We start from the raw sequence: 20,942 nt of genomic DNA, 5'->3' as shown, positions 1-20,942 counted from the left end.
GGGCGCGGTCATCCGATCGTGAGCTCGTAACGCAGGCGCTGGCGGTGTGCGGGCATGGTCATCATGTCGACCTGGATCGGCCGGTTCCGGTCGTCGAGGGTGACCCGGGTCAAGTGCAGGACCGGCTCGTCCTGCGCGGTCTGAAGCAGTGCACGTTCTTCTGGGCCGGGCATCCTGGCGATGACGTCCTCGCGAACCCTTGCGCCCACGTATCCGAGCGCGGTGAGCAGTTTCACCGCACCGCCGCGAATCCTGGCCGTCCCGGCGAGAGGCGTGCCGCGGGCAATGTCGGCGGGGTAGTAAGTGTCTGTCAACTCGTTCGCCCTGTCGTCCAGATACATGATCCGGCGACGTACGACGACGGTCTCGCCCTCGGCCAGCCCGAGCAAGGACGCGACATCCGGCGGTGCGGGCACCTCCCCGGCGTGGACGATGCTCTGGCTCCCCTTGTGGCCCCGATCGGCGGCTTCGGCACTCCAGGCATCCGGCCGATCGGCATCCGGCTTCAAATACGGCATCGAGCTGCTGATCCAATGGCTGTTGCTCACGATGTCCTCCCACCGACCGTTGCCCTCCACCGTGCTGCCTCACACGGTATGCGACCCCTCGGGGAACACCACCCTCCCGGGGCATAGCTACTATTCGCGAATAGCGATATGGCCTGCCGAGGGGGTGCTTGGGATGACGTACAGGAATGGCGCGTTCGTGGTGGATGTCCGGGAAGGTCGTATCGCGCAGGTGATCGGGGGTCGGGGGCAGCGCGTGTACGTACGGGAGCCCGGTGGTGGGGCGGAATGGGAAGTGCCTTTCGTTGCGCTGCGGTTGGCGACGCGGGAGGAGCGGGTCGCGGCGGGGCTGTGGTCCGTGGGGTCGGCGGCAGCCGGTTGCGCAGAGTGCGAAGAGTTGAAAGTGGCGCTGAGGCGGGCAGAGGCAGGAGAGGACAAAGCGGAGGCAGAGTACGCCCTCGTCGCACAGCGTAAGCACTGGACGAGCGCGCACACGCTCGTGGGGGGAGCGTGATGAACGCGTGCCCGCACCGGGCGAAGTGGACGCAAGCTCGCGGCGCCGCACGGTGTGAAGGCTGCGGTGTCGTGCGCTTCACGGATTACGCCGCTCTGCGGCCGCCCGGATTGCCGTACGCCGTGACTGCCTCGCAGGAGCACACCCGCCGCGTGGATCTCGCGGTCGCGGCACGGGTGGCATGGAACACTCGGCGTCCGGGGCGGTGGTTCCATCCCTGAATCCGGAAATCTTGCCCAACGGTCAGCCAACGGTGTGACGGACGTCGCCGGTGTCCGGCGTCCGTCGTACCGGCGCGCCCCGCACGCAGTACGGCCCAGCAGCGAGGGCGTGCTGCTGATCGTGGAGGGCTTCCGGTAGTGCAACCCCCAGCGTGTCCCCCGTAAGCGCACAACCGGCCGGTACAGGCGCGGTGAGGTGGGGGGAGGAGGGGCAAGATGTGTTCATGGGGACCTTCGCCGCGCACGATGGTCTGATCGTCGGCCGCTACCGCCTGAGGGAGAAGATCGGGCGCGGTGGCATGGGCACCGTCTGGCGTGCCACCGATGAGCTGCTCGCCCGCGAAGTCGCGGTCAAAGAGCTGCACATGGACGACGACCGTTCGCTCTCCGGAGCCACCACCCTTCCGACGTCCAGCGTCGACCGCACGCTCAGAGAGGCGCGCGCCGCCGCGCTGATCAACCATCCGAACGTGGTCGCCCTCCACGACATAGTGATCCAGGAGGGGCGCCCCTGGATCGTGATGGAGCTGATCGAGGGGCGGGCGCTGTCCGAGGTCCTGGCGGCGGACGGGCCCGCCGGGGCACGGGAGGCGGCCCGCATCGGGGCCGCGCTGCTGGGCGCGCTGCGGGCCGCGCACGCCCGGGGAGTCCTGCACCGTGACATCAAGCCGCCGAACGTCCTGCTGGAGGCCGGTACGGGGCGTGTCGTGCTGACGGACTTCGGCATCGCCCGCGTCTCCGGGGCCACGACGATCACCGAGTCCGGCGCGTTCGTCGGCTCGCCCGAATACACCGCGCCGGAGCGGATCGCCGGCCGCAGCACCGGACCGGCGTCCGACCTGTGGTCCCTGGGGGTGCTGCTCTGTGTGGTGCTCAGTGGTGAATCCCCCTTCCGCCGCGACTCGTTGGGCGGCATCCTGCAAGCTGTCGTCCAGGACGAGATCCGGCCACCCGCGGCGGCCGATCCCCTGCTGCCGGTCGTCCGGGGACTGCTGGAGCGCGACCCCGAGCGCCGTATGGGCGTGGACGAGGCGGAATGGCTGCTGCTGACCTACCTCGCGTCGGGGCGCATGCCCGGGACCGGGGACCGGGCCGGCCCCCGCGCGCGCCGGCGGCCCCGCCGCCGTCGCAAGCTGTGTGCCCGGAAGCGCGCTCACGACACCGGTCCGCTCACTCTGAGGTCGGCCGCCACCTCGCCGCTGCCTCCGCCACCGGCCTTCGGGCCCGCTCCCCAAGGCCGCACCCGACTCGCCCTGATGACCGGTGTCGCCATGATGACGCTGGCCGGGATGGGGGCCGGGCTCGCCGCCCTGCTGACAGGCTCGAACACCGGAGGGGTGGACGACAAACCGAGTCACGTGGCGAGCGGTCCGCTGTCGCCCTCGCCCCACTCGCCCTCCGCGCCGCCCGCCACCGCCACCGTCGACGCCCCGGACGGCTACCACGCGGTCCAGGACCCCGCGGGGTTCGCCCTCGCCGTCCCGGACGGCTTCATCCGCTCCTTCGAGCCACCGCGCGTCGTCTACCACTCGCCCGGCGCGAAATTCGTCATCGGCGTCACGATCCAGGACCGGCAGGAGGACGGTCCGATGGGCGCGCTGCGCACCGCCGCGGAGGCGGCCCCCGGCCGCTACCCGGGCTACCGCGACGCCACGGTCACCCCCGCCACGCACAAGGACGACTTCGCCGCCCTCTGGGAGTTCACCTGGGACGAGAACACGGGCGACGGGAGCGCCCGGCACATGTACGACGTCTGCTGGGACGAGGGCGACAAGAGATACGACGTCTGGGTGGCCTCCCCCGACGGCCAGGCCGACGAGGGCCGCCGCTACGCGCGGACGGCGCTCGACACCTTCGTACGCGTCCGGCCCGTGTCGGTCCCCTGACGGTCGTCAGAGGACCTCGTCCACGGACGGTCGTCCGGAAACCTCGTCACGGCAGTCACCGGGATTTCCCTGACGACCGTCGCGGAAGCGGCGTCGGGCGGCGGCCCGGCGGAAAGTGGTTACTGCCGGGTACCCAAAGAGTGCGAGCCCGCCTACGCTCGCCCCCATGACCGACTCGCGGCACAGCGCAGCAGCAGAGGGAACGGCGGCGGAAGCAGCGGTACGGGCTCCGGGCGGGAACCCGGTCGCCCCGCCCGGAGCCCGTACCGCCGCGGACGTCGTCACGCCCGCGCTCGTCGCCCGGCTCACCCGGGGGCTCACCGGATCCGGGACGACCGTCAGCCACACGCCCTTCACCGGGCGGAAGCTGGCGGACCTGCCGGAGTCCGGCCCGGAGGACGTGGCCGCCGCGTTCGGGCGGGCACGCGAGGCGCAGCGCGTGTGGGCGGCCGTGCCCGTACGGGAGCGTGCCGCCGTCCTGTTGCGCTTCCACGACCTCGTGCTGGCCCGCCAGGCGGAGGTGCTGGACCTGATCCAGGTGGAGACCGGCAAGGCCCGGCTGCACGCGCACGAGGAGGTGCAGGCGGTGGCCGTCTCCGCCCGTCACTACGGGCGCAAGGCTCCCGCCTATCTGCGGCCCAAGGGGCACACCGGTGTCGTGCCGACCCTGACCAAGGTCACCGAACTGCGCCAGCCGCGTGGTGTCGTGGGCCAGATATCGCCGTGGAACTACCCCTTCGAGCTGTCCGTCGGCGACGCGCTGCCCGCCCTGGTCACGGGCAACACACTGGTCACCAAGCCCGACACCGAGACCGCGCTGACCGCCCTGTGGGCCCGGGAGCTGCTGATCGAGGCGGGACTGCCCCCGGCGGTCTGGCAGATCGTGCTGGGGGAGGGGCCGGTCGTCGGGCCTGCCGTCGTGGCGCACGCCGACTACGTCTCCTTCACCGGCTCCACCCGCACCGGCCGCGAGGTCGCGCGAGGAGCGGCCGCCCGGCTGGTCGGCTGCTCGCTCGAACTCGGCGGCAAGAACGCCATGCTGGTCCTGCGCGATGCCGACATCGAGAAGGCGGCGGCGGGCGCGGTCCGCGGCTGCTTCTCGTCCGCGGGGCAACTGTGCATCTCCATAGAGCGGCTGTACGTCCACGAGTCGGTCGCCGACGCCTTCGTCGAGCGCTTCGTCGCCCGGACCCACGCGATGCGGCTCGGCACGGGCCTCGCCTACGGCGCCGACATGGGGTCGCTGGTCTCCGCAAGGCAGTTGGCGACCGTGACCCGGCACGTCGAGGAAGCCGTGGCCAAGGGCGCCACCGTCCTCACCGGCGGCCGCCCCCGGCCGGACGTCGGCCCGCTCTTCTTCGAACCGACCGTCCTCGAAGGCGTCGAGGCGCCGATGGCGGTCTGCGCGGAGGAGACGTTCGGGCCGGTCGTCTCCGTCTACCGCTTCCGTGACGAGGACGAGGCCGTCGCGATGGCCAACGCCACTCCGTACGGTCTGAACGCGTCCGTCTGGACCCAGGACGGACGGCGCGGCCGCGCGGTCGCAGCCCGGTTGCGGGCGGGCACCGTCAACGTCAACGAGGCGTACGCGGCGGCCTACGGCAGCGCGCAGTCACCCATGGGAGGCATGGGCGACTCCGGGCTCGGCCGCCGGCACGGCTCCGAGGGCATCCTGAAGTACACCGAGTCCCAGACCGTCGCCCAGCAGCGGCTCATGCCGCTCGCACCGTCCTTCGGGATGACGGACGAGAAGTACGCGGAGTTCATGACCCGCAGCCTGCGCGCGCTGAAGGCACTGCGCCTGCGCTGACCGGACGCTTTTACGGAGGTACAGGTGGCGGCGTCTGCCGACGAGAAGGACCGTGACGGGAAAGACCGCGACGAGAAGGACCCCTACGACTACGACGTGATCGTCGTCGGCTCGGGCTTCGGCGGGGCGGTGTCCGCCCTGCGCCTGACCGAGAAGGGCTACCGGGTGGGCGTGCTGGAGGCGGGCCGCCGTTTCACCCGCGACACCCTGCCCAGGAACTCCTGGGACCTGCGCAACTACCTGTGGGCGCCCGCCCTCGGCCTCTACGGCATCCAGCGCATCCACCTGCTCGGGCACGTGATGGTCCTGGCGGGCGCCGGCGTCGGCGGTGGGTCCCTCAACTACGCCAACACGCTGTACGTCCCGCCGAAGGCGTTCTTCGACGACCCGCAGTGGGCCGGCATCACCGACTGGCAGGAAGAGCTCAAGCCGTACTACGCGCAGGCGCAGCGGATGCTCGGAGTACGGCTCAACCCGACCATGACGCCCTCGGACGTCCATCTGCGGGCGGCGGCCGAGAAGATGGGCGTGGGGGACACCTTCCACCGCGCGCCGGTGGGCGTGTTCTTCGGGGACGGCCAGGACGCGGACGGCACGGCACGCGTGCGGCCCGGTGAGGAGGCCGCCGACCCGTATTTCGGGGGCGCGGGACCGGCGCGCAAGGCGTGCGTCGAGTGCGGTGAGTGCATGACCGGCTGCCGTCGCGGTGCGAAGAACACCCTCAACGAGAACTACCTCCACCTCGCCGAACGGGCCGGGGCGGTCATTCACCCGATGACGACGGTCGTCGCCGTCACGGAACACCGGGAGGGCGGCCACCGCGTCGTCACCGTCCCCACCGACAAGCGGCGCAAGGCCCGCCCCCGGGTGCTCCGCGCGCGGCACGTGGTGATCGCGGCCGGCACGTACGGCACGCAGACGCTGCTGCACACCATGAAGGACAAGGGGCTGCTGCCCCGCGTCCCCGACGGGCTCGGGCGGCTGACGCGGACGAACTCGGAGGCGCTGGTCGGCGCCCAGACCGACAACCGCCGCTACCGCGCGGCCCACGGCGTTCCGGAGGTCGATTTCACCCGGGGCGTCGCGATCACGTCGTCGATCCATCCGAACGCCAACACGCATATCGAGCCCGTCCGTTACGGCAAGGGCTCCAACGCGATGGGCGCCCTGTCGATCCTCCAGGTGCCGGTGGGCACGCGCGCGCCGCGCGCCGTGGCGTTCGCGGCGCACTGCGCGCGGCACCCCGTGCGGCTGCTGCGGTCGCTGTCCAACCACCGCTGGTCCGAGCGCACGATCATCGGGCTCGTCATGCAGTCGCTCGACAACTCCCTGACGACGTACCGGAAGCAGAAGGGCGTCGGCAGGGGACTGCTCACCGCGCGGCAGGGCCACGGAGCGCCGAACCCGAAGCAGATCCCCGAGGCGGCGCGGGCGGCGACGCTGATCGCGCGGGAGATCAACGGCTTCGCGGGCAGCAACGTCGGCGAGCTGATGGGCACCCCGCTCACCGCGCACTTCCTGGGCGGCTGCCCGATCGGCGCGGACGCCACGCAGGGCGTCATCGACCCGTACCACCGGCTGTACGGCCACTCGGGGATCTCGGTCGTCGACGGCGCCGCGGTCTCGGCGAACCTCGGCGTCAACCCGTCGCTGACGATCACGGCACAGGCGGAACGCGCGATGTCCTTCTGGCCCAACAAGGGCGAGCGGGACGCGCGCCCGCCGCAGGGCGGCGCGTACGAGCGCGTGCCGGCGGTGGCACCGCACCGACCGGCGGTCCCGAAGGGTGCGTTCGCGGAGCTGCGGTTGCTGTAGCCGCGGGCGTTTTCGGAACGGATCGGCGAGCGGCCTCACGTGTCCGGGACCGGCAGTGCACGGCGAAGGGCCCCGGGCCGCCTCCGCGGGGGCGTGCGGGCGGCCACGGGGCCCTTGACTGCCGGCACCGAGGGTCGGGGCAGGGTCGGTGCCGCGGAGCGGCGCCGGGGGGAGCGCCGCTGGCATCTGGGTGGTGCGTTCGCGCTCGCCGCGCGACTCGTGCGGGCGCCTCACCGACGGCAGTGGTTGAACCAATGGCGGTACGGAGCCGGGGCTTCGGCGCTCTCTTGGCATCGTGCGGGATGCGCCGCTCCGAGCGCAACCGTTTCGACCGGATACGGTCGGTTCCAGGCGTCCCCGGAACCGACCGTCCTTCGGGTGGCGGCCGGGCTGCTGTCCCCTGCTGACCGGTCGCCTCGCCACCGGAACGCGGTCCCACGACGTACGTACGCGTACGTCTCGCGTTCCGGCGGATCCGCCCTGTCGCGCCGGGCGCCCAGGTGAACAGGGACGGAAGCCACACGTGCATTTCGGCGGGCCGCTCCTGGCCGGCGCGGCACCGGGTCCAACGAAGGGTTCCGGAGGGCGGTCACGCGCCGTACGGGTGACGAGGGGGTGGTGCGGGAGCGGACCACCGGCTCAGACGCGCCCCCTGCAGAGCTCCAGCAGCGTCATGGCGAAGGCCGTGCCCGGCTTGCCCAGCTGGTCGCTGTAGTGGCCGAGGACCTCCATCTCGCGCGCCAGGTTCACGCGCCGTCCGCCGGAGGCGATGCGTTCGCGCTGGATCACCGCGGAGACGGCCATCCGTTCCTGCACGAGACCGATGATCCGGCCGTCGAGGTCGTCGATCCGCTTGCGCTCGTCGGTGATGACGCCGGCGGCCTGGTCGGTACGGGCGCCGGTCTCGGCGACGGTCCGAGTGCTCATGTGTGTTCCTCCAAAGGGGCGCGGCCCCCCGGAGCGGCGAGACCCGGGAAAACGACAGGCGCCCCGGGCCTTGTCGGCCCGGGGCGCCTGTCGAAGTCGCTTGTCAGTGGCTCAAGCAGCACGACCATGGCAGCCGGACGGGCCGGTTGCCATAGGTAAAGACGTAGGTCAGGTGCTTGCGCATGGCGCACAGTATGGCCCGGCGGAGGCCCCGGGGCCAACGCGGATTCGGATGGTGAGACAAAAGCAAGCTCCCGCGCCCCGGTAGAATCGACAAATAGAGACCCCCTCACCGACCGCCGGAAGGCCGCCCCGTGTCAGCAGCACCCCCCGCCGCCGCCCACGACAACACCGCGGAACCGGTGCTCGTTGTCGACTTCGGTGCGCAGTACGCCCAGCTCATCGCCCGTCGAGTCCGTGAGGCGCGGGTCTACAGCGAGATCGTCCCGTCCACCATGCCGGTGGCCGAGATGCTCGCCAAGAACCCCAAGGCGATCATCCTCTCCGGCGGCCCGTCGTCCGTCTACGAGGAGGGCGCTCCCCGCCTCGACGACGCCCGCGGCCTCTTCGAGTCCGGCGTCCCGGTCTTCGGCATGTGCTACGGCTTCCAGCTGATGGCCACCACCCTCGGCGGCACGGTCGACAACTCCGGCGCGCGTGAGTACGGCCGTACGCCCCTGACCGTGGCCAAGCCGGGCTCGACGCTCTTCGAGGGCACCCCGGTCGAGCAGCCGGTGTGGATGTCGCATGGCGACGCCTGCTCGGCCGCCCCCGAGGGCTTCACGGTCACCGCGTCCACGGACGTCGTGCCCGTCGCCGCCTTCGAGAACGACGAGAAGAAGCTCTACGGCGTCCAGTACCACCCCGAGGTCATGCACTCCACGCACGGCCAGCAGGTGCTGGAGCACTTCCTCTACCGCGGCGCCGGGATCGAGCCCAGCTGGACCACCGGCAACGTCATCGAGGAGCAGGTCGCCGCGATCCGTGCCCAGGTCGGCGCCAAGCGCGCGATCTGCGGCCTCTCCGGCGGCGTGGACTCCGCAGTCGCCGCCGCCCTCGTCCAGAAGGCCATCGGCGACCAGCTCACCTGCGTCTACGTCGACCACGGCCTGATGCGCAAGGGCGAGACCGAGCAGGTCGAGAAGGACTTCGTCGCCGCGACCGGCGTCCAGCTGAAGGTCGTCGACGCGCAGGAGCGCTTCCTGACCGCCCTCGCCGGCGTTTCCGAGCCGGAGGCCAAGCGCAAGATCATCGGCCGGGAGTTCATCCGCGTCTTCGAGCAGGCCCAGGCCGAGATCGTGGCCGAGGCCGGCGCCGAGGGCGAGGACGTCGCGTTCCTCGTCCAGGGCACGCTCTACCCCGACGTGGTCGAGTCCGGTGGCGGCACCGGCACCGCCAACATCAAGTCCCACCACAACGTGGGCGGCCTCCCCGAGGACCTGGAGTTCGAGCTCGTCGAGCCGCTCCGCCAGCTCTTCAAGGACGAGGTCCGCATGGTCGGCTCGGAGCTGGGTCTGCCGGACGAGATCGTCCAGCGCCAGCCCTTCCCGGGCCCGGGCCTCGGCATCCGCATCGTCGGCGAGGTCACCAAGGAGCGCCTGGACCTGCTGCGCGAGGCCGACGCCATCGCCCGCGAGGAGCTGACCGCCGCCGGTCTCGACCGCGAGATCTGGCAGTGCCCGGTCGTCCTGCTCGCGGACGTCCGCAGCGTCGGCGTCCAGGGCGACGGCCGCACCTACGGCCACCCGATCGTGCTGCGCCCGGTCTCCTCCGAGGACGCCATGACGGCCGACTGGTCGCGCCTGCCGTACGACGTCCTGGGGAAGATCTCGACCCGCATCACCAACGAGGTCGACGACGTGAACCGCGTCGTCCTCGACATCACCAGCAAGCCGCCGGGGACGATCGAGTGGGAGTAGTCCTCCCCTGAGACCCCTTGAGACCCGCCGGGGTCAAACGCCAGTGCCGTCGCTCATTCGTTTGAGTGGCGGCACTGTCATTTGGGGGTGGGTACGCTGACCGTACGGCCCAGAATCCCGTTCATGGGAGGACTTATGACCGCTGAGATCGCGCACCCCTGGCCGGTGCCGCCGCAGGACGGTTACACCGTGGACGACCTGCTGACGCTGCCCGACCTCCCGCCGCACACGGAGCTGATCGACGGGAGCCTGGTTTTCGTGAGTCCGCAGCGAGACTTTCACACGCTCGTCATGTACCTACTCGAACGAGGGCTGCGCGCCACAGTCCCCGCCGAACTCCGCGTGCGGCGGGAAATGACTGTGGTGATCGACAAGAGGAACGGTCCGGAGCCGGACATCTCCGTTGTCCACGCCGACGCCGTGAGGAGCCTGGATCAGACCTACTTCCAGGTCAGGGACGTACTCCTCGCGGTCGAGGTGGTCTCTCCGAGCTCGGAGGCCCGTGATCGTGACACCAAGCCGCACAAGTATGCCGCCGCGGGCATCCCGCACTTCTGGCGCGTCGAGATGGCCAGTACGGACCTTCAGCCCATCGTCCAGGTTTTCGAGCTCGACAAGGAGTCGCGTACCTACGTCCCGACCGGCACGTACCGCGACACGCTCAAGCTGTCCGTCCCGTTCGACATCGACATCGACCTCACGGAGATCAACCAGCTGTAGCCGTCGGCGGCGTCCGCGCGGGGACGCCGCCAATTCTCTTGCAGGACAACGAGACGATACGTATCGTTCCACCTCTGGAGTGAGGCCCTACGGAAGGAACCACCATGCAGCGAACCGTCGACATCGCCCCCGGCGTACACCTGTGGAGCGAAGCGCGAGGCCCGGTCGGCGCGCCCGCGCTGCTGCTGATCATGGGCGCGCAGGCGTCCGGCCTGGGTTGGCCCGAGGAGCTGGTCGACGCGCTGGCGGCGCGGCATCGCGTCATCCGCTACGACCACCGCGACGCCGGGCGCTCGACCTGGTCGTACGACGAACACCCCTACCGCGTCACCGATCTCGCCGACGACGCGCTCGCCGTCCTGGACGCGCACGGCGTCGAACGCGCCCACGTCGTCGGGATGTCGCTCGGCGGCATGCTGGCCCAACTGCTGCTGGCCGACCGCCCGGACCGCATCCTCAGCGCGACCTTGATGTGCACCTGCGCCCTCAGCGAGAAGCCGCTGATCGCTCCCGACGGCACGGAAACCGCCGCCGCCGACCTGCCGGCCATCGACCCCCGCGTGCTGGAGATGTGGGCGCGGCCCGTCGAAGATCACGGCCTGGAGGCCGAGCTCGACCGGCGAGTGGAGCACTGGCGGGTGCTCAGCGGCAGTGAACTTCCCTTCCACGCCGACGAGATGCGCGAACGGGAGCGCCGGATCATCGAACACTCCGGTCGTTACGACGTCTCTCTCGCCCACGGCCGCGCCGACCACTCCGGCATGCTGCGCACGGAGGAGCTGGCGCGCAACGCCGTCCCCACGCTCGTCGTGGAGGCCCCGGCGGAGCCCGTCTTCCCGCCGCCGCACCCGAGCCACCTCCAGCAGGGCATCGGCGCCGCCCGCCTGGTGCGGATACCGGGCATGGGACACGCGCTGCCGCGCGAGTGCCTCGGGCCGCTCGCCGACGCGATCCTGGCGCACACGGCGGGCGCGTGATCCAGTGGCGCCGTGACCCTGTTCTCCTCGCTTACCCGGAGGTAGCTTCCGAGGCGTACGGAATCGCGCGCGTCGTAAGGAGAAGCCCATGTCGCCAAGGCCCGAGCCCGTGCCCACGGATCAGCTCCGGTTCGCGCTGCCGCCGAAGCACGAGAACGTCGAGGACGAGCGGCAGCACCGTAAGGAACGGCTGGCCGCCGCGCTGCGGATCTTCGGACGTTTCGGCTTCGAGGAGGGCGTCGCGGGCCACATCACCGCGCGGGACCCGGAGTTCACGGACTGCTTCTGGGTGAACCCCTTCGGGATGTCCTTCAAGCACATCACCGTCAGCGACCTGATCATGGTCAACCACGACGGGCGGGTCGTGGAGGGACGCCACCACGTCAACGAGGCGGCGTTCGCGATCCATTCGCAGATCCACCTGGCCCGCCCGGACGTCGTGGCCGCCGCGCACAGCCACTCCACGTACGGACGGGCGCTGTCCGCCCTGGGGGAGCTGCTGGAGCCGATCACGCAGGACGTCTGCCCCTTCTACCAGGACCACGCGCTGTTCGACGACTACACGGGAGTCGTCGTGGACCTGGAGGAGGGCCGCCGCATCGCGGCCACCCTGGGGCCGCACAAGGCCGTGATCCTGCGGAACCACGGGCTGCTCACGGTCGGGGACTCCGTGGACGCCGCGGCCTGGTGGTTCATCACCATGGAGCGCTCGTGCCAGGTGCAGCTCCTGGCCAAGGCCGCCGGGAAGCCGGTGCACATCGACGCCGCGCACGCCGAGGAGACCCGGGAGAGGCTGGGCAACGACCTGGCCGCGTGGATCAACTACCAGCCGCTCTACGAGCAGATCACGCGGAGCGAGCCCGAGCTGCTGGGTTGAGGCCGCGAGCTGAGGCAGCCGTCGACGGCCGGTGGCCTGACCCCCGCCGACAGGTGGGGGTCACTCGTACTTCCGGGCGCCTTTTCAGGGCATTCGCCCTGCTTACGATGGTCGCGAGCCGGGGCCTCACCGCCTCGGCTCCGCCATGCCTGGAAGCAATGAACCGGTTGGAGAACCATGCGCCTCTCCCGTTCCGTCGGGCTGTCCGCCGCCCTGGCCCTGGCAGGGCTGGCCGTCACCGGCTGCGGTGGTGGAGCCGAGGCCGAGGAGCGGCCCGCCGCGAAGTCCTCCTCGTCGGCACCGGCCTCGCCGTCCCCTTCCGCGACGCCCGTCACGGAGAAGCCCGCGCCGGCCGCTCAGACGCTGACCAACGCGGCGAAGGTCGTACGCCCGGAGATAGCCCCGGCCAACGGTGAGAAGGTCGGCGTCGGCCAGCCCATCGCCCTGGTCTTCAAGCAGCAGAAGGTCTCCAAGGAACTGCGCGCGGGCATCGAGGGCCGGCTGAAGGTCTCCACCTCGCCGAAGGTCCCCGGCGCCTGGCACTGGAACGAGACCAAGGGTGACACCCGCGTCCACTTCCGTCCCGAGAAGTACTGGCCCGCCGGGACCAAGGTCACGCTCGACGCGCGCCTCGCGGGCGTCAAGCTCGCCGAGGGGACGGCCGCGGGCGGCGGCGACCGGACGGTGTCCTTCACCGTCGGCGACTCGATGATCAACACCGTGGACCTCAAGGCTCACAGGATGACGGTCGTCCGCAACGGCGAGACGCTGCGGACCATCCCCATCAGCGGCGGCGACGAGTCGAAGGACTTCCAGACCCGCGACGGCATCAAGACCATCCTGGCCAAGGAGGGCCGGGTCGTCATGGACTCGCTGTCCATCGGCATCCCGCGCAGCCACCCCGACGGCTTCTACGGCTCGTACGACTTCAGCATGCGCGAGACGATCAGCGGCGAGTTCGTGCACGCGGCCCCCGACAACGCCGAGTCCTTCGGCAAGGAGAACGTCAGCCACGGCTGCATCGGCATGTCGACCGCGGACGCCAAGTGGCTGTACGGGCTGAGCCTCAAGGGCGACGTCGTGCAGGTCACCGGCAGCTCCAAGCCGAAGCCGATGGACCGCTTCGGCAACGGCTACGGCGACTGGAACCTCGGCTGGCAGGAGTGGCTGGACGGCAGCGCGCTGGGCGTCCGCACCGGCTGAGAAATCCGCCAGCCCTGTGGGTGACGCCGATGCGTTGTCCACAGGCGGGTTATCCACAGGGGTGAACACGCACCGCCTCCCGTACGTATGGTCGGATGACGACAGAGACGGAGAGGCGGCGGACGGTATGTCATTCCTGGGTCGCGGGGAGGCGGTGGGCGGCGGCGGTGGCGAGCGGCGCCGGTCCACGCTCTCGCGGTACGCCCTGCTGCCGCTGAGGATCTTCCTCGGCGTCACCTTCATCTACGCGGGGCTCGACAAGCTCACCGACTCGGCCTTCCTCGCGAGCAGCGGGGCGGGCTCCCTCGGCGAGCTGCTGCACTCGGTGCGGGATTCGAGCGCGATCCCGGCCCTGGTCGACCTCGCGCTGAAGAGCCCGGTCGGCTTCGGCTACGCGATAGCCCTCGGCGAGCTGGCGGTGGGCATAGGCACCCTCCTCGGCGTGCTCGCCCGGGTCGCGGCGGCGGGCGGCGCCCTGATCTCGCTGAGCCTGTGGATGACGGTGAGCTGGTCGTCCACGCCGTACTACTACGGCAACGACCTCGCCTATCTCATGGCCTGGCTGCCCCTGGTGCTCGCGGGCGCGCCCTATCTGTCCGTCGACGCCATATGGTCCCGCGGCCGCCGGGAGCACGGGCGGCGGGGGAGGCTCTTCAGCTGACGGGGCGTCAGCCTTGTGCCCTTCCCGCGCGCGGACGCGTTCAGCGCGGGGTCCGGTCCAGGGGGTCGGGAGAGTCGCCGCCGCGGGCCCGGTGGCGGCGCACCGCGAAGGCGAGGGAGGAGACCAGACCGGCCGCGCAGAGGCCGATGCCCAGCGCGGGCAGCAGAGCGTAGGAGGGGAAGTGCCACGAGCCGTGGGCCAGGGCGAGATAGGCGAAGCAGCCGCCCAGCAGCACCAGTCCGACGACGGCCTTGCCCGGCTCGAATTCATGCCTTCGCACGGTCCACCTCCACCTGGCCGATGCCGACCTTCAACCGGATCTCCAAGGTGCCGCGCGAGGACTGCCCGACGCGGGGCTCCAGTGTCAGGTGCTGCTTCTGGTTCGGCCTGACGTCGATGTTGTCGCGGCCCTCGCCGGGCATCCGGATGTCGCCGACGCCCACGTCGACGGTCAGCTTCGTCGTCACGTCCTCCGGGACCACCAGCTTGAGCTGTCCCGCGCCGACCTCGGCGGCCGTGCGGACCGGGGTGTCCTTCGGCCACTGGAGGCCGGTCAGGTCGAGCACGCCCACGCCGCTGCCCACCCGGTAGGCGCCCTGCACGGAGGCAGCGTTCGCCGGGTGCCAGGTGGACCGCGTCCAGTCGGTGGTCACCGACTTGGGCAGCGCGGCCGCGCCTGTCAGCAGTACCGCCGTCAGTACGGCCATGACGACGGTGCCGCCGCCCGTGCGGCCGTACAGCGAGCTGATCGCGATGCCGAGGCCGTAGACCCCCAGGGCGAGGGCCAGGCCGATCTCCAGGCTGGTGCCCAGCGGCTGGTGGTGCCAGGCCAGGCCGGTGCCGAGGGCGAAGAGGAGGAGGGCCAGCAGAAAGATCCAGCCGCCGAGCGGGCGGGGGCGGCGGACCGGGCGGGAGCGGGTGCGCTCGGCGGTCTCCTTGTCGTACGGACCGTCGTCCGGGCCCCACAGATAGCCGGACTGCGTGCCCATGGGCCCCGTGGTGCCGTCCTTGACGATCGGGTCGCGCCACCAGGACGGTGTGCCCGGGGCGGGCGGCGCCTTGGTCTCGGGGGGAGCCTCCACCGTCTTCTGCGTCTTCTGCGCGGCGGCCGTCTCCTCGGGGGCCTCCGGGCCGTGGCGGTGGCTCGACCAGTAGGCCGCGCCTGCCAGGGCGACGGTCAGCATCAGCGCGAAGGACATCACCGCGCTGTTGTTGAGCATGGAGAGGAACAGGCCGCAGCCCACCAGGGCGCACAGCACGGCGGTGAGGGCCGGGCCCTCGACGCGCCCCGACAGCATCCGCTTGCCCTCGTTCTCCTCCTCGCCCTCCAGCGGGATGAGCAGCCACGCGAAACCGTAGACGATCAGGCCGAGCCCGCCGGTGACCGCGAGCACGCCCAGCACCACTCGGAAGATCACGGGATCGAGGTCGAAGCAGCGGCCGAGACCGCCGCACACGCCCGCGACCACCTTGTGCTCACGGCTGCGCCGCAGCGGTGGCCGGACTTCCGGCGGGGAGCCGTGAACCGCGCCGCCCTGCTGCGCGTCCTCGGTGGTGGGTGTGTCGGTCATACAGAACATGGTGTCAACCGGAACGCGCTTTCGGCACACCTCTCGACCCTGGCCGTTCCCTGAGATCACCCCTGAGACGGCGCCGGATATCGTGGCGGGTCGAACGCCTATGGGGGAAGCGGAGGGGTGCACGGTGTCTGAGTCAGCGTCCGGGTCCGCGGCGGCCGGGCCGGGGGAGGACCGGGGACGGCTGGTCGCCGGCCGGTACCGGCTGCTCGAGCGAATAGGCCGGGGCGGCATGGGCACCGTCTGGCGCGCCGAGGACTCGCTGCTGGACCGTCAGGTCGCCCTCAAACAGCTGCACGTCGGGCTCTATCTGGACGAGGACGAGCTCGCCACGCTCTACGAGCGCACCCGCCGCGAGGCCCGCAGCGCCGCCCGGATCAACCACCCCAACGTGGTCGTCGTCCACGACGTGGTCGAGGACCGGGGCCTGCCCTGCATCGTCATGGAGTACGTGCCGTCGACGACGCTCGGCGACGTCCTCAAGAGCGGCACGATCACCCCGGACGAGGCCGCCCGGATAGGCCGCGGCATGATCGCCGCCCTGCGCGCCGCCCACGCGGCCGGGGTGCTGCACCGCGACGTCAAGCCCGGCAACGTCCTGCTCGGCGAGGGCGGGCGGGTCGTGCTCACCGACTTCGGCATCGCGCACTCCACCGGCACCTCGACGCTGACCAAGACCGGCGAGATGGTCGGCTCCATCGACTACATCGCGCCCGAGCGGGTCAAGGGCGCCAAGCCGGGCCCCGCCTCCGACCTGTGGGCGCTGGGCGCCACGCTCTACCAGGCGCTGGAGGGCCGCCCGCCGTTCCGCAAGGACACCGCCGTGGAGACGGCCTACGCGATCGCCATGGACCCGCTGCCGCCGCCGCGCCACGCGGGGCCGCTCACCAGACTGGTCGAGACGCTGCTGGCCAAGGACCCGGCGCTGCGGCCCCCGGCCGAGCTGGCCGAGCAGATCCTGCGGGAGCCGGCCGCGGAGTCGGAGACGGCGACGCACCCGGCCGTCTCGGAGCCGGTGGTCCCGCCCGCCCGTGAAGAGGAGCCGCCGCTCGCGGACACCGCCGGTCCCTGGACCCGTACGGACGACGCGGCACGTACGTGGACCGGGCACCGCACGGACGGCGCTCCCGCCGCGAGCGAGGCGGCGACCGAGGTCAGGACGGAGGCCGCGCCCGCCGGACCGCCCGCGCCCTCCGCCGGCAAGGCCCGTAAGGGGCGCGCGTTCCTGTGGAGCGCGGTGGCCGTGGTCGCCCTCGCGGGGGGCGCCGGCGGCCTCTACGCCTACTTCCAGGACGGCGGGACCTCCGACGAGGCCGTGGCCCGTGACGAGCCCGGCAAGGATGCCGCGTCGTCCCCGTCCGACGGGCCCCGGACGGGGACGACGCCGAAACCCTCCCCGTCCGCCTCCTCCTTCTCGCCGCCGCCCGTGCCGGCGGGCTATCACCTGGTGGAGGAGAAGAAGCTCGGCGTGTCCTTCCCCGTGCCCAACGGCTGGACCCGGCAGGAGAAGTCGGCGGTGGAGGTCGACTACCTCGACAGCACCACCCGCGTCGGCATCAAGATCAACGTGCTGGACTTCGCGGGGCCCGACCACCTCCAGCACTGGAAGGACGTCGAGGGCCAGATCAAGACCGAGGTCAACGGCTACAAACGGGGACGCATGCAGGAGACGTCCTTCCGGGGGGAGCCGGCGGCGGTCTGGGAGTTCACCTTCCAGGGCCGGGCGCGCGAGTACCGCGCGATCGACCTCGGCTTCGGCCGGGAGGGCGGCAACGAGTACGCGATCTACCTCTCGGCCCCCTCGGCCGACTGGGACCGCTACCGGCCCGTGTTCGACGTGGTCCGCGACGGCTTCCGCCCCGAGCGGTAGCCGACGGCAGCAGCCCGACAGCGGCAGCCCGACCCCGGGTCTTGTCAGGGTCGACCCTGATGCTCCCGCCCGCCTCCCCGTGTGACGATCGGACCATGACCACCGCCACCCCCCAGACCGAGGACCGCCCCCTGCGCAAGCTCTACCGCAGCGCCGAGGGGCGGATGCTGGGCGGCGTGGCGCGCGGTCTCGCCGGGCACCTCGGCGTGCCGGTCTCGTGGGTGCGCATCGTCTTCCTGGCGCTGCTGCTCGCCCAGGGCATGGGCGCGGTGCTCTACGCCGTCTTCTGGTTCGTCGTCCCGCTCGGCGTCGGCGGGGTCGACGCCCCCCGCCCCGTGCCCGTGGAGACCTCCCCCGACGGGCCGCGGCGCCTCTTCGCCCGCAAGCCCGACCGCGGGCAGGTCTTCGCGCTGATCGCGCTCGTCATCGGCGCCGCGATCTTCGTCGACAACCTCCACCTCGGCCGCGCCAACGCCTACATCTGGCCGATGCTTCTGGTCGGCGCCGGCGTCGCCCTCGTCTGGCGGCAGGCCGACAACGCCCGGCGCGCGCACTGGATGGAGGTCAGCCGCCGCAAGCGTGTCCTGCCGCTCGCGCGCGGAGCGGCCGGCGTCGTGCTCGCGGGCGTCGGCGTCACCGGCATCGTCGTACTCCAGGGCTCGGCCGAGCACCTGGGCACGGTCCTCCAGGCGGCACTGGCCGTCCTGGTCGGCATCGCGCTGCTGGCCGGACCCTCGGTCGTACGGATGACCCAGGACCTCTCCGCCGAGCGCACCATGCGTATCCGGGCCCAGGAGCGGGCCGAGGTCGCCGCCCACGTCCACGACTCCGTCCTGCACACCCTCACCCTGATCCAGCGCAACGCCGAGGACCCCCGCGAGGTCGCCCGCCTCGCCCGGGCCCAGGAGCGCGAGCTGCGCGCTTGGCTCTACCGGCCCGAGGGCCGCGGCAGGGACGAGGCGGAGGAGCCCACCACCCTCGCCGACGCGGTCAAGGCCGCCGCCGCCGAGGTCGAGGACCACCACGGCGTTCCCATCGAGGTCGTCGTGGTCGGCGACTGTCCGCTGGACGAGCGGCTGGCGGCGCAGATGCAGGCCGCCCGTGAAGCCATGGTCAACGCCGCCAAGTACGGTGGCGAGGGCGGCGCCGTCCAGGTCTACGCCGAGGTCGAGGGCCGTACGGTCTTCGTCTCCGTGCGCGACCGCGGCCCGGGCTTCGACGTGGACGCGGTGCCGGACGACCGGATGGGCGTCCGCGAGTCCATCATCGGCAGGATGCAGCGCAACGGCGGCACGGCGAGACTGCGGTCCGTGCCCGGCGGGGGAACCGAAGTGGAGCTGGAAATGGAGAGGGCGTCATGACGACCGAAGAGACGGCGGAGCGCCATGTGCGGGTGGTGCTCGTGGACGACCACCGGATGTTCCGGACCGGAGTGCAGGCGGAGATCGGCGCCACCGACCGCACGGGAGTCGAGGTGGTCGGGGAGGCCGCCGACGTCGACCAGGCGATCACCGTCATCACCGCGACCCGCCCCGAGGTCGTCCTCCTGGACGTCCACCTCCCCGGCGGCGGCGGTGTCGAGGTGCTGCGCCGCAGCGCCCCGCTGATGACCGACCCGGAGCGCCCGGTGCGCTTCCTCGCGCTGTCCGTCTCGGACGCCGCCGAGGACGTCATCGGCGTCATCCGCGGCGGTGCCCGCGGCTACGTCACCAAGACCATTACCGGCACGGACCTCGTCGACGCCGTCTTCCGGGTCAAGGACGGCGACGCGGTGTTCTCCCCGCGGCTGGCGGGCTTCGTCCTCGACGCCTTCGCCTCCACCGACGCCCCGCCGGTCGACGAGGACCTGGACCGCCTCACCCAGCGCGAGCGCGAGGTGCTGCGCCTGATCGCGCGCGGCTACGCGTACAAGGAGATCGCCAAGCAGCTCTTCATCTCGGTGAAGACGGTGGAGTCCCACGTGTCCGCGGTGCTGCGCAAGCTCCAGCTGTCCAACCGCCACGAGCTGACCCGCTGGGCCACCGCCCGCAGGCTGGTCTGAGGCGGCTGCCCCGCCCGGCCGTCCGTCCGCCGTCGCCCGGCGGCCGGGCGGGCGGGAACCTGCGTGGCCCCCAGGCCATCTAAACGGACGAGAGGCTCTCACTCCCGTAGGGCCGGGGCCCGGACCGGGCCCTACGATCCGAAACGAGAGCCCGATGAGCCTGACGGGTACGCCCTTCCTCCTCACCACGATCGTGCTGGTCGTGGTGGCCCTCGCCCTGCCGCTGGCCCTCTGGGGCAGGATCGGCGGGCCCAAGGCCGTACGCCACGTCACGCGGTTCCTCATGCTGCTGTTCGCGCAGGCCACCGCGATCACCCTGGTGTTCGTGATCGTCAACAACGCCAACGGGCTCTTCGACAACTGGGCCGACCTCCTCGGCACCGGCAACCACGTCCGGGCCGCGGCCGACCTCGGCCCCGACGGCACCGGCGGCAGGTCCGTGCAGGACGAGCCGAAGGTGCTCCAGAAGTTCACGCCCGTGTCGGACAAGCGCATGGGCGCCGGCGTGCGGCAGACCGAGCTCAAGGGGCACATATCGGGAGTGGAGGGCGAGGTCTACGTCTGGCTGCCGCCGCAGTACGACGACCCCGCCTACCGGGACAAGAAGTTCCCCGTCGTCGAGGTGCTGCCCGGCTTCCCCGGGTCGGCGAAGGCGTGGTTCGGCTCGCTGGAGGTCAACACGCAGCTCAAGCCGATGATGGAGAAGGGCGAGGTCGCGCCCTTCATCATCGTGGCCCCGCGCACCACCCTGCTCGGTGACGTGGACACCGGCTGCGCCAACGTCCCGGGCAAGGTCAACGCCGACACCTGGCTGAGCGTCGACGTCCGCAAGATGGTCGTCGACAACTTCCGCGCGGAGGAGAAGCCGGACGGCTGGGCCGTCGCGGGCTATTCGGCGGGCGCGCACTGCGCCGCGAAGCTGGCCATCGCCCACCCCGACCGCTACAGCGCCGGCGTCAGCCTGTCCGGCTACAACGACCCCGCCGGCGAGTCGGCCTCCCTGACCGCCAAGACGCCCGAGCTGCGCGACGAGAACAACCCCTGGAAGATGCTCCAGCGCGCCAAGACGCCGCCCCGGGTGGCCCTCTTCGTCTCCGGCGCGGAGGACGACGGCTACCAGGGTGGCGTGGCACTCAAGCAGGCGGCCAAGGCGCCGACGACGGTGGACGTGGTGAAGGTACCGGCGGGGGCGGGCGGCCACGGCACGGCGGTGTGGGAGCGGCAGGTGCCGGACGTCTTCCGATGGCTGACAAAGCGGGTCCGGCCGTAGGCCGGTGGGTGCGGGCCGTTTCCGGGTGCGGGTCCGTTGCCGCCTGCGGCGGGGGCGCCCTTCGGTCGCGTCCTCAAACGCCGGACGGGCTGAAATCAGCCCGTCCGGCGTTTGAGGACAGGGGGTCTGGGGGCTTGCCCCCAGTTTC

At 71.5% G+C, this 20,942-nt stretch carries 17 protein-coding genes and 1 pseudogene; 14 read left to right on the top strand and 4 right to left on the bottom strand.

What is annotated here, in order from left to right:
• Positions 1-8 precede the first annotated feature (8 nt).
• The gene (locus AB0435_RS20670; RefSeq protein ID WP_366006034.1) at positions 9-548 is read right to left on the bottom strand and encodes a UTRA domain-containing protein; all 540 of its coding nucleotides are present in this window, start codon (positions 546-548) and stop codon (positions 9-11) included.
• Between the two features lie 471 nt (positions 549-1,019).
• Here AB0435_RS20670 and AB0435_RS20665 point away from each other — a divergent pair, with 471 nt between their 5' ends.
• The 4 genes from AB0435_RS20665 to AB0435_RS20650 all read left to right on the top strand — a co-directional run bounded on the left by AB0435_RS20665 (position 1,020) and on the right by AB0435_RS20650 (position 6,752).
• Entirely contained in the window at positions 1,020-1,241 is a 222-nt protein-coding gene (locus AB0435_RS20665) for a DUF6255 family natural product biosynthesis protein (RefSeq protein ID WP_366006053.1), read from the top strand.
• 224 nt (positions 1,242-1,465) lie between these two features.
• Positions 1,466-3,127, top strand: coding sequence for a serine/threonine-protein kinase (locus AB0435_RS20660; RefSeq protein ID WP_366006035.1), 1,662 nt, complete (start codon positions 1,466-1,468; stop codon positions 3,125-3,127).
• A 166-nt stretch (positions 3,128-3,293) separates the two neighbouring features.
• The gene (locus AB0435_RS20655; protein ID WP_366006036.1) at positions 3,294-4,937 is read left to right on the top strand and encodes a succinic semialdehyde dehydrogenase; all 1,644 of its coding nucleotides are present in this window, start codon (positions 3,294-3,296) and stop codon (positions 4,935-4,937) included.
• A gap of 24 nt (positions 4,938-4,961) precedes the next feature.
• Entirely contained in the window at positions 4,962-6,752 is a 1,791-nt protein-coding gene (locus AB0435_RS20650) for a GMC family oxidoreductase (RefSeq protein WP_366427628.1), read from the top strand.
• Between the two features lie 639 nt (positions 6,753-7,391).
• On the opposite strand, the gene AB0435_RS20645 is transcribed toward AB0435_RS20650, so the two are convergent.
• Positions 7,392-7,679 (bottom strand): chorismate mutase, encoded by a 288-nt coding sequence (locus tag AB0435_RS20645; protein WP_366006038.1) that lies wholly within the window; start codon positions 7,677-7,679, stop codon positions 7,392-7,394.
• A 314-nt stretch (positions 7,680-7,993) separates the two neighbouring features.
• Between AB0435_RS20645 and guaA the strand changes: the two genes are divergently transcribed.
• The 6 genes and pseudogenes from guaA (at position 7,994) to AB0435_RS20615 (ending at position 14,036) form a co-directional block, all read left to right on the top strand.
• Positions 7,994-9,598, top strand: a complete 1,605-nt coding sequence (gene guaA, locus AB0435_RS20640; RefSeq protein ID WP_366427627.1) for a glutamine-hydrolyzing GMP synthase — start codon at positions 7,994-7,996, stop codon at positions 9,596-9,598.
• Positions 9,599-9,733: 135 nt separating this feature from the next.
• Positions 9,734-10,318 carry a Uma2 family endonuclease gene (locus AB0435_RS20635; protein WP_366427626.1) on the top strand — a complete coding sequence of 195 codons (585 nt, stop codon included), beginning with the start codon at positions 9,734-9,736 and terminating at the stop codon, positions 10,316-10,318.
• Positions 10,319-10,422: 104 nt separating this feature from the next.
• Positions 10,423-11,295, top strand: a complete 873-nt coding sequence (locus tag AB0435_RS20630; protein WP_366427625.1) for an alpha/beta hydrolase — start codon at positions 10,423-10,425, stop codon at positions 11,293-11,295.
• Between the two features lie 85 nt (positions 11,296-11,380).
• Positions 11,381-12,172, top strand: a pseudogene (locus AB0435_RS20625) (class II aldolase/adducin family protein); the annotation flags it as partial.
• Positions 12,173-12,349: 177 nt separating this feature from the next.
• The gene (locus AB0435_RS20620) at positions 12,350-13,375 is read left to right on the top strand and encodes a L,D-transpeptidase (RefSeq protein WP_366427624.1); all 1,026 of its coding nucleotides are present in this window, start codon (positions 12,350-12,352) and stop codon (positions 13,373-13,375) included.
• Positions 13,376-13,502: 127 nt separating this feature from the next.
• Positions 13,503-14,036 carry a DoxX family protein gene (locus AB0435_RS20615; RefSeq protein WP_366006043.1) on the top strand — a complete coding sequence of 178 codons (534 nt, stop codon included), beginning with the start codon at positions 13,503-13,505 and terminating at the stop codon, positions 14,034-14,036.
• Positions 14,037-14,076: 40 nt separating this feature from the next.
• On the opposite strand, the gene AB0435_RS20610 is transcribed toward AB0435_RS20615, so the two are convergent.
• Together AB0435_RS20610 and AB0435_RS20605 are read right to left on the bottom strand one after the other, a co-directional pair.
• Complete coding sequence (locus AB0435_RS20610; protein ID WP_366006044.1) at positions 14,077-14,316, bottom strand: hypothetical protein; 240 nt, start codon at positions 14,314-14,316, stop codon at positions 14,077-14,079.
• The gene (locus AB0435_RS20605; RefSeq protein ID WP_366006045.1) at positions 14,303-15,607 is read right to left on the bottom strand and encodes a PspC domain-containing protein; all 1,305 of its coding nucleotides are present in this window, start codon (positions 15,605-15,607) and stop codon (positions 14,303-14,305) included. Before AB0435_RS20605 ends, AB0435_RS20610 begins: the two co-directional genes overlap by 14 nt.
• 133 nt (positions 15,608-15,740) lie before the next feature.
• Between AB0435_RS20605 and AB0435_RS20600 the strand changes: the two genes are divergently transcribed.
• The 4 genes from AB0435_RS20600 (at position 15,741) to AB0435_RS20585 (ending at position 20,794) form a co-directional block, all read left to right on the top strand.
• Positions 15,741-17,483 (top strand): serine/threonine-protein kinase, encoded by a 1,743-nt coding sequence (locus tag AB0435_RS20600; RefSeq protein WP_366006046.1) that lies wholly within the window; start codon positions 15,741-15,743, stop codon positions 17,481-17,483.
• A 95-nt stretch (positions 17,484-17,578) separates the two neighbouring features.
• Positions 17,579-18,844: a PspC domain-containing protein gene (locus AB0435_RS20595; protein ID WP_366006047.1), complete on the top strand. Its 1,266-nt coding sequence runs from the start codon at positions 17,579-17,581 to the stop codon at positions 18,842-18,844.
• Positions 18,841-19,524 carry a response regulator transcription factor gene (locus AB0435_RS20590; RefSeq protein ID WP_366006048.1) on the top strand — a complete coding sequence of 228 codons (684 nt, stop codon included), beginning with the start codon at positions 18,841-18,843 and terminating at the stop codon, positions 19,522-19,524. The genes AB0435_RS20595 and AB0435_RS20590 overlap by 4 nt, the downstream gene beginning before the upstream one ends.
• A 154-nt stretch (positions 19,525-19,678) precedes the next feature.
• On the top strand, positions 19,679-20,794 hold the full coding sequence (locus AB0435_RS20585; RefSeq protein WP_366427623.1) for an alpha/beta hydrolase-fold protein: 1,116 nt from the start codon (positions 19,679-19,681) through the stop codon (positions 20,792-20,794).
• Positions 20,795-20,942 lie beyond the last annotated feature (148 nt).

The organism is Streptomyces sp. NPDC051173, assembly GCF_040689515.1.
Lineage (GTDB): Bacteria > Actinomycetota > Actinomycetes > Streptomycetales > Streptomycetaceae > Streptomyces.
Note: the sequence above shows the minus strand (reverse complement) of the source record. Positions and strands in the feature narration are given on the sequence as shown.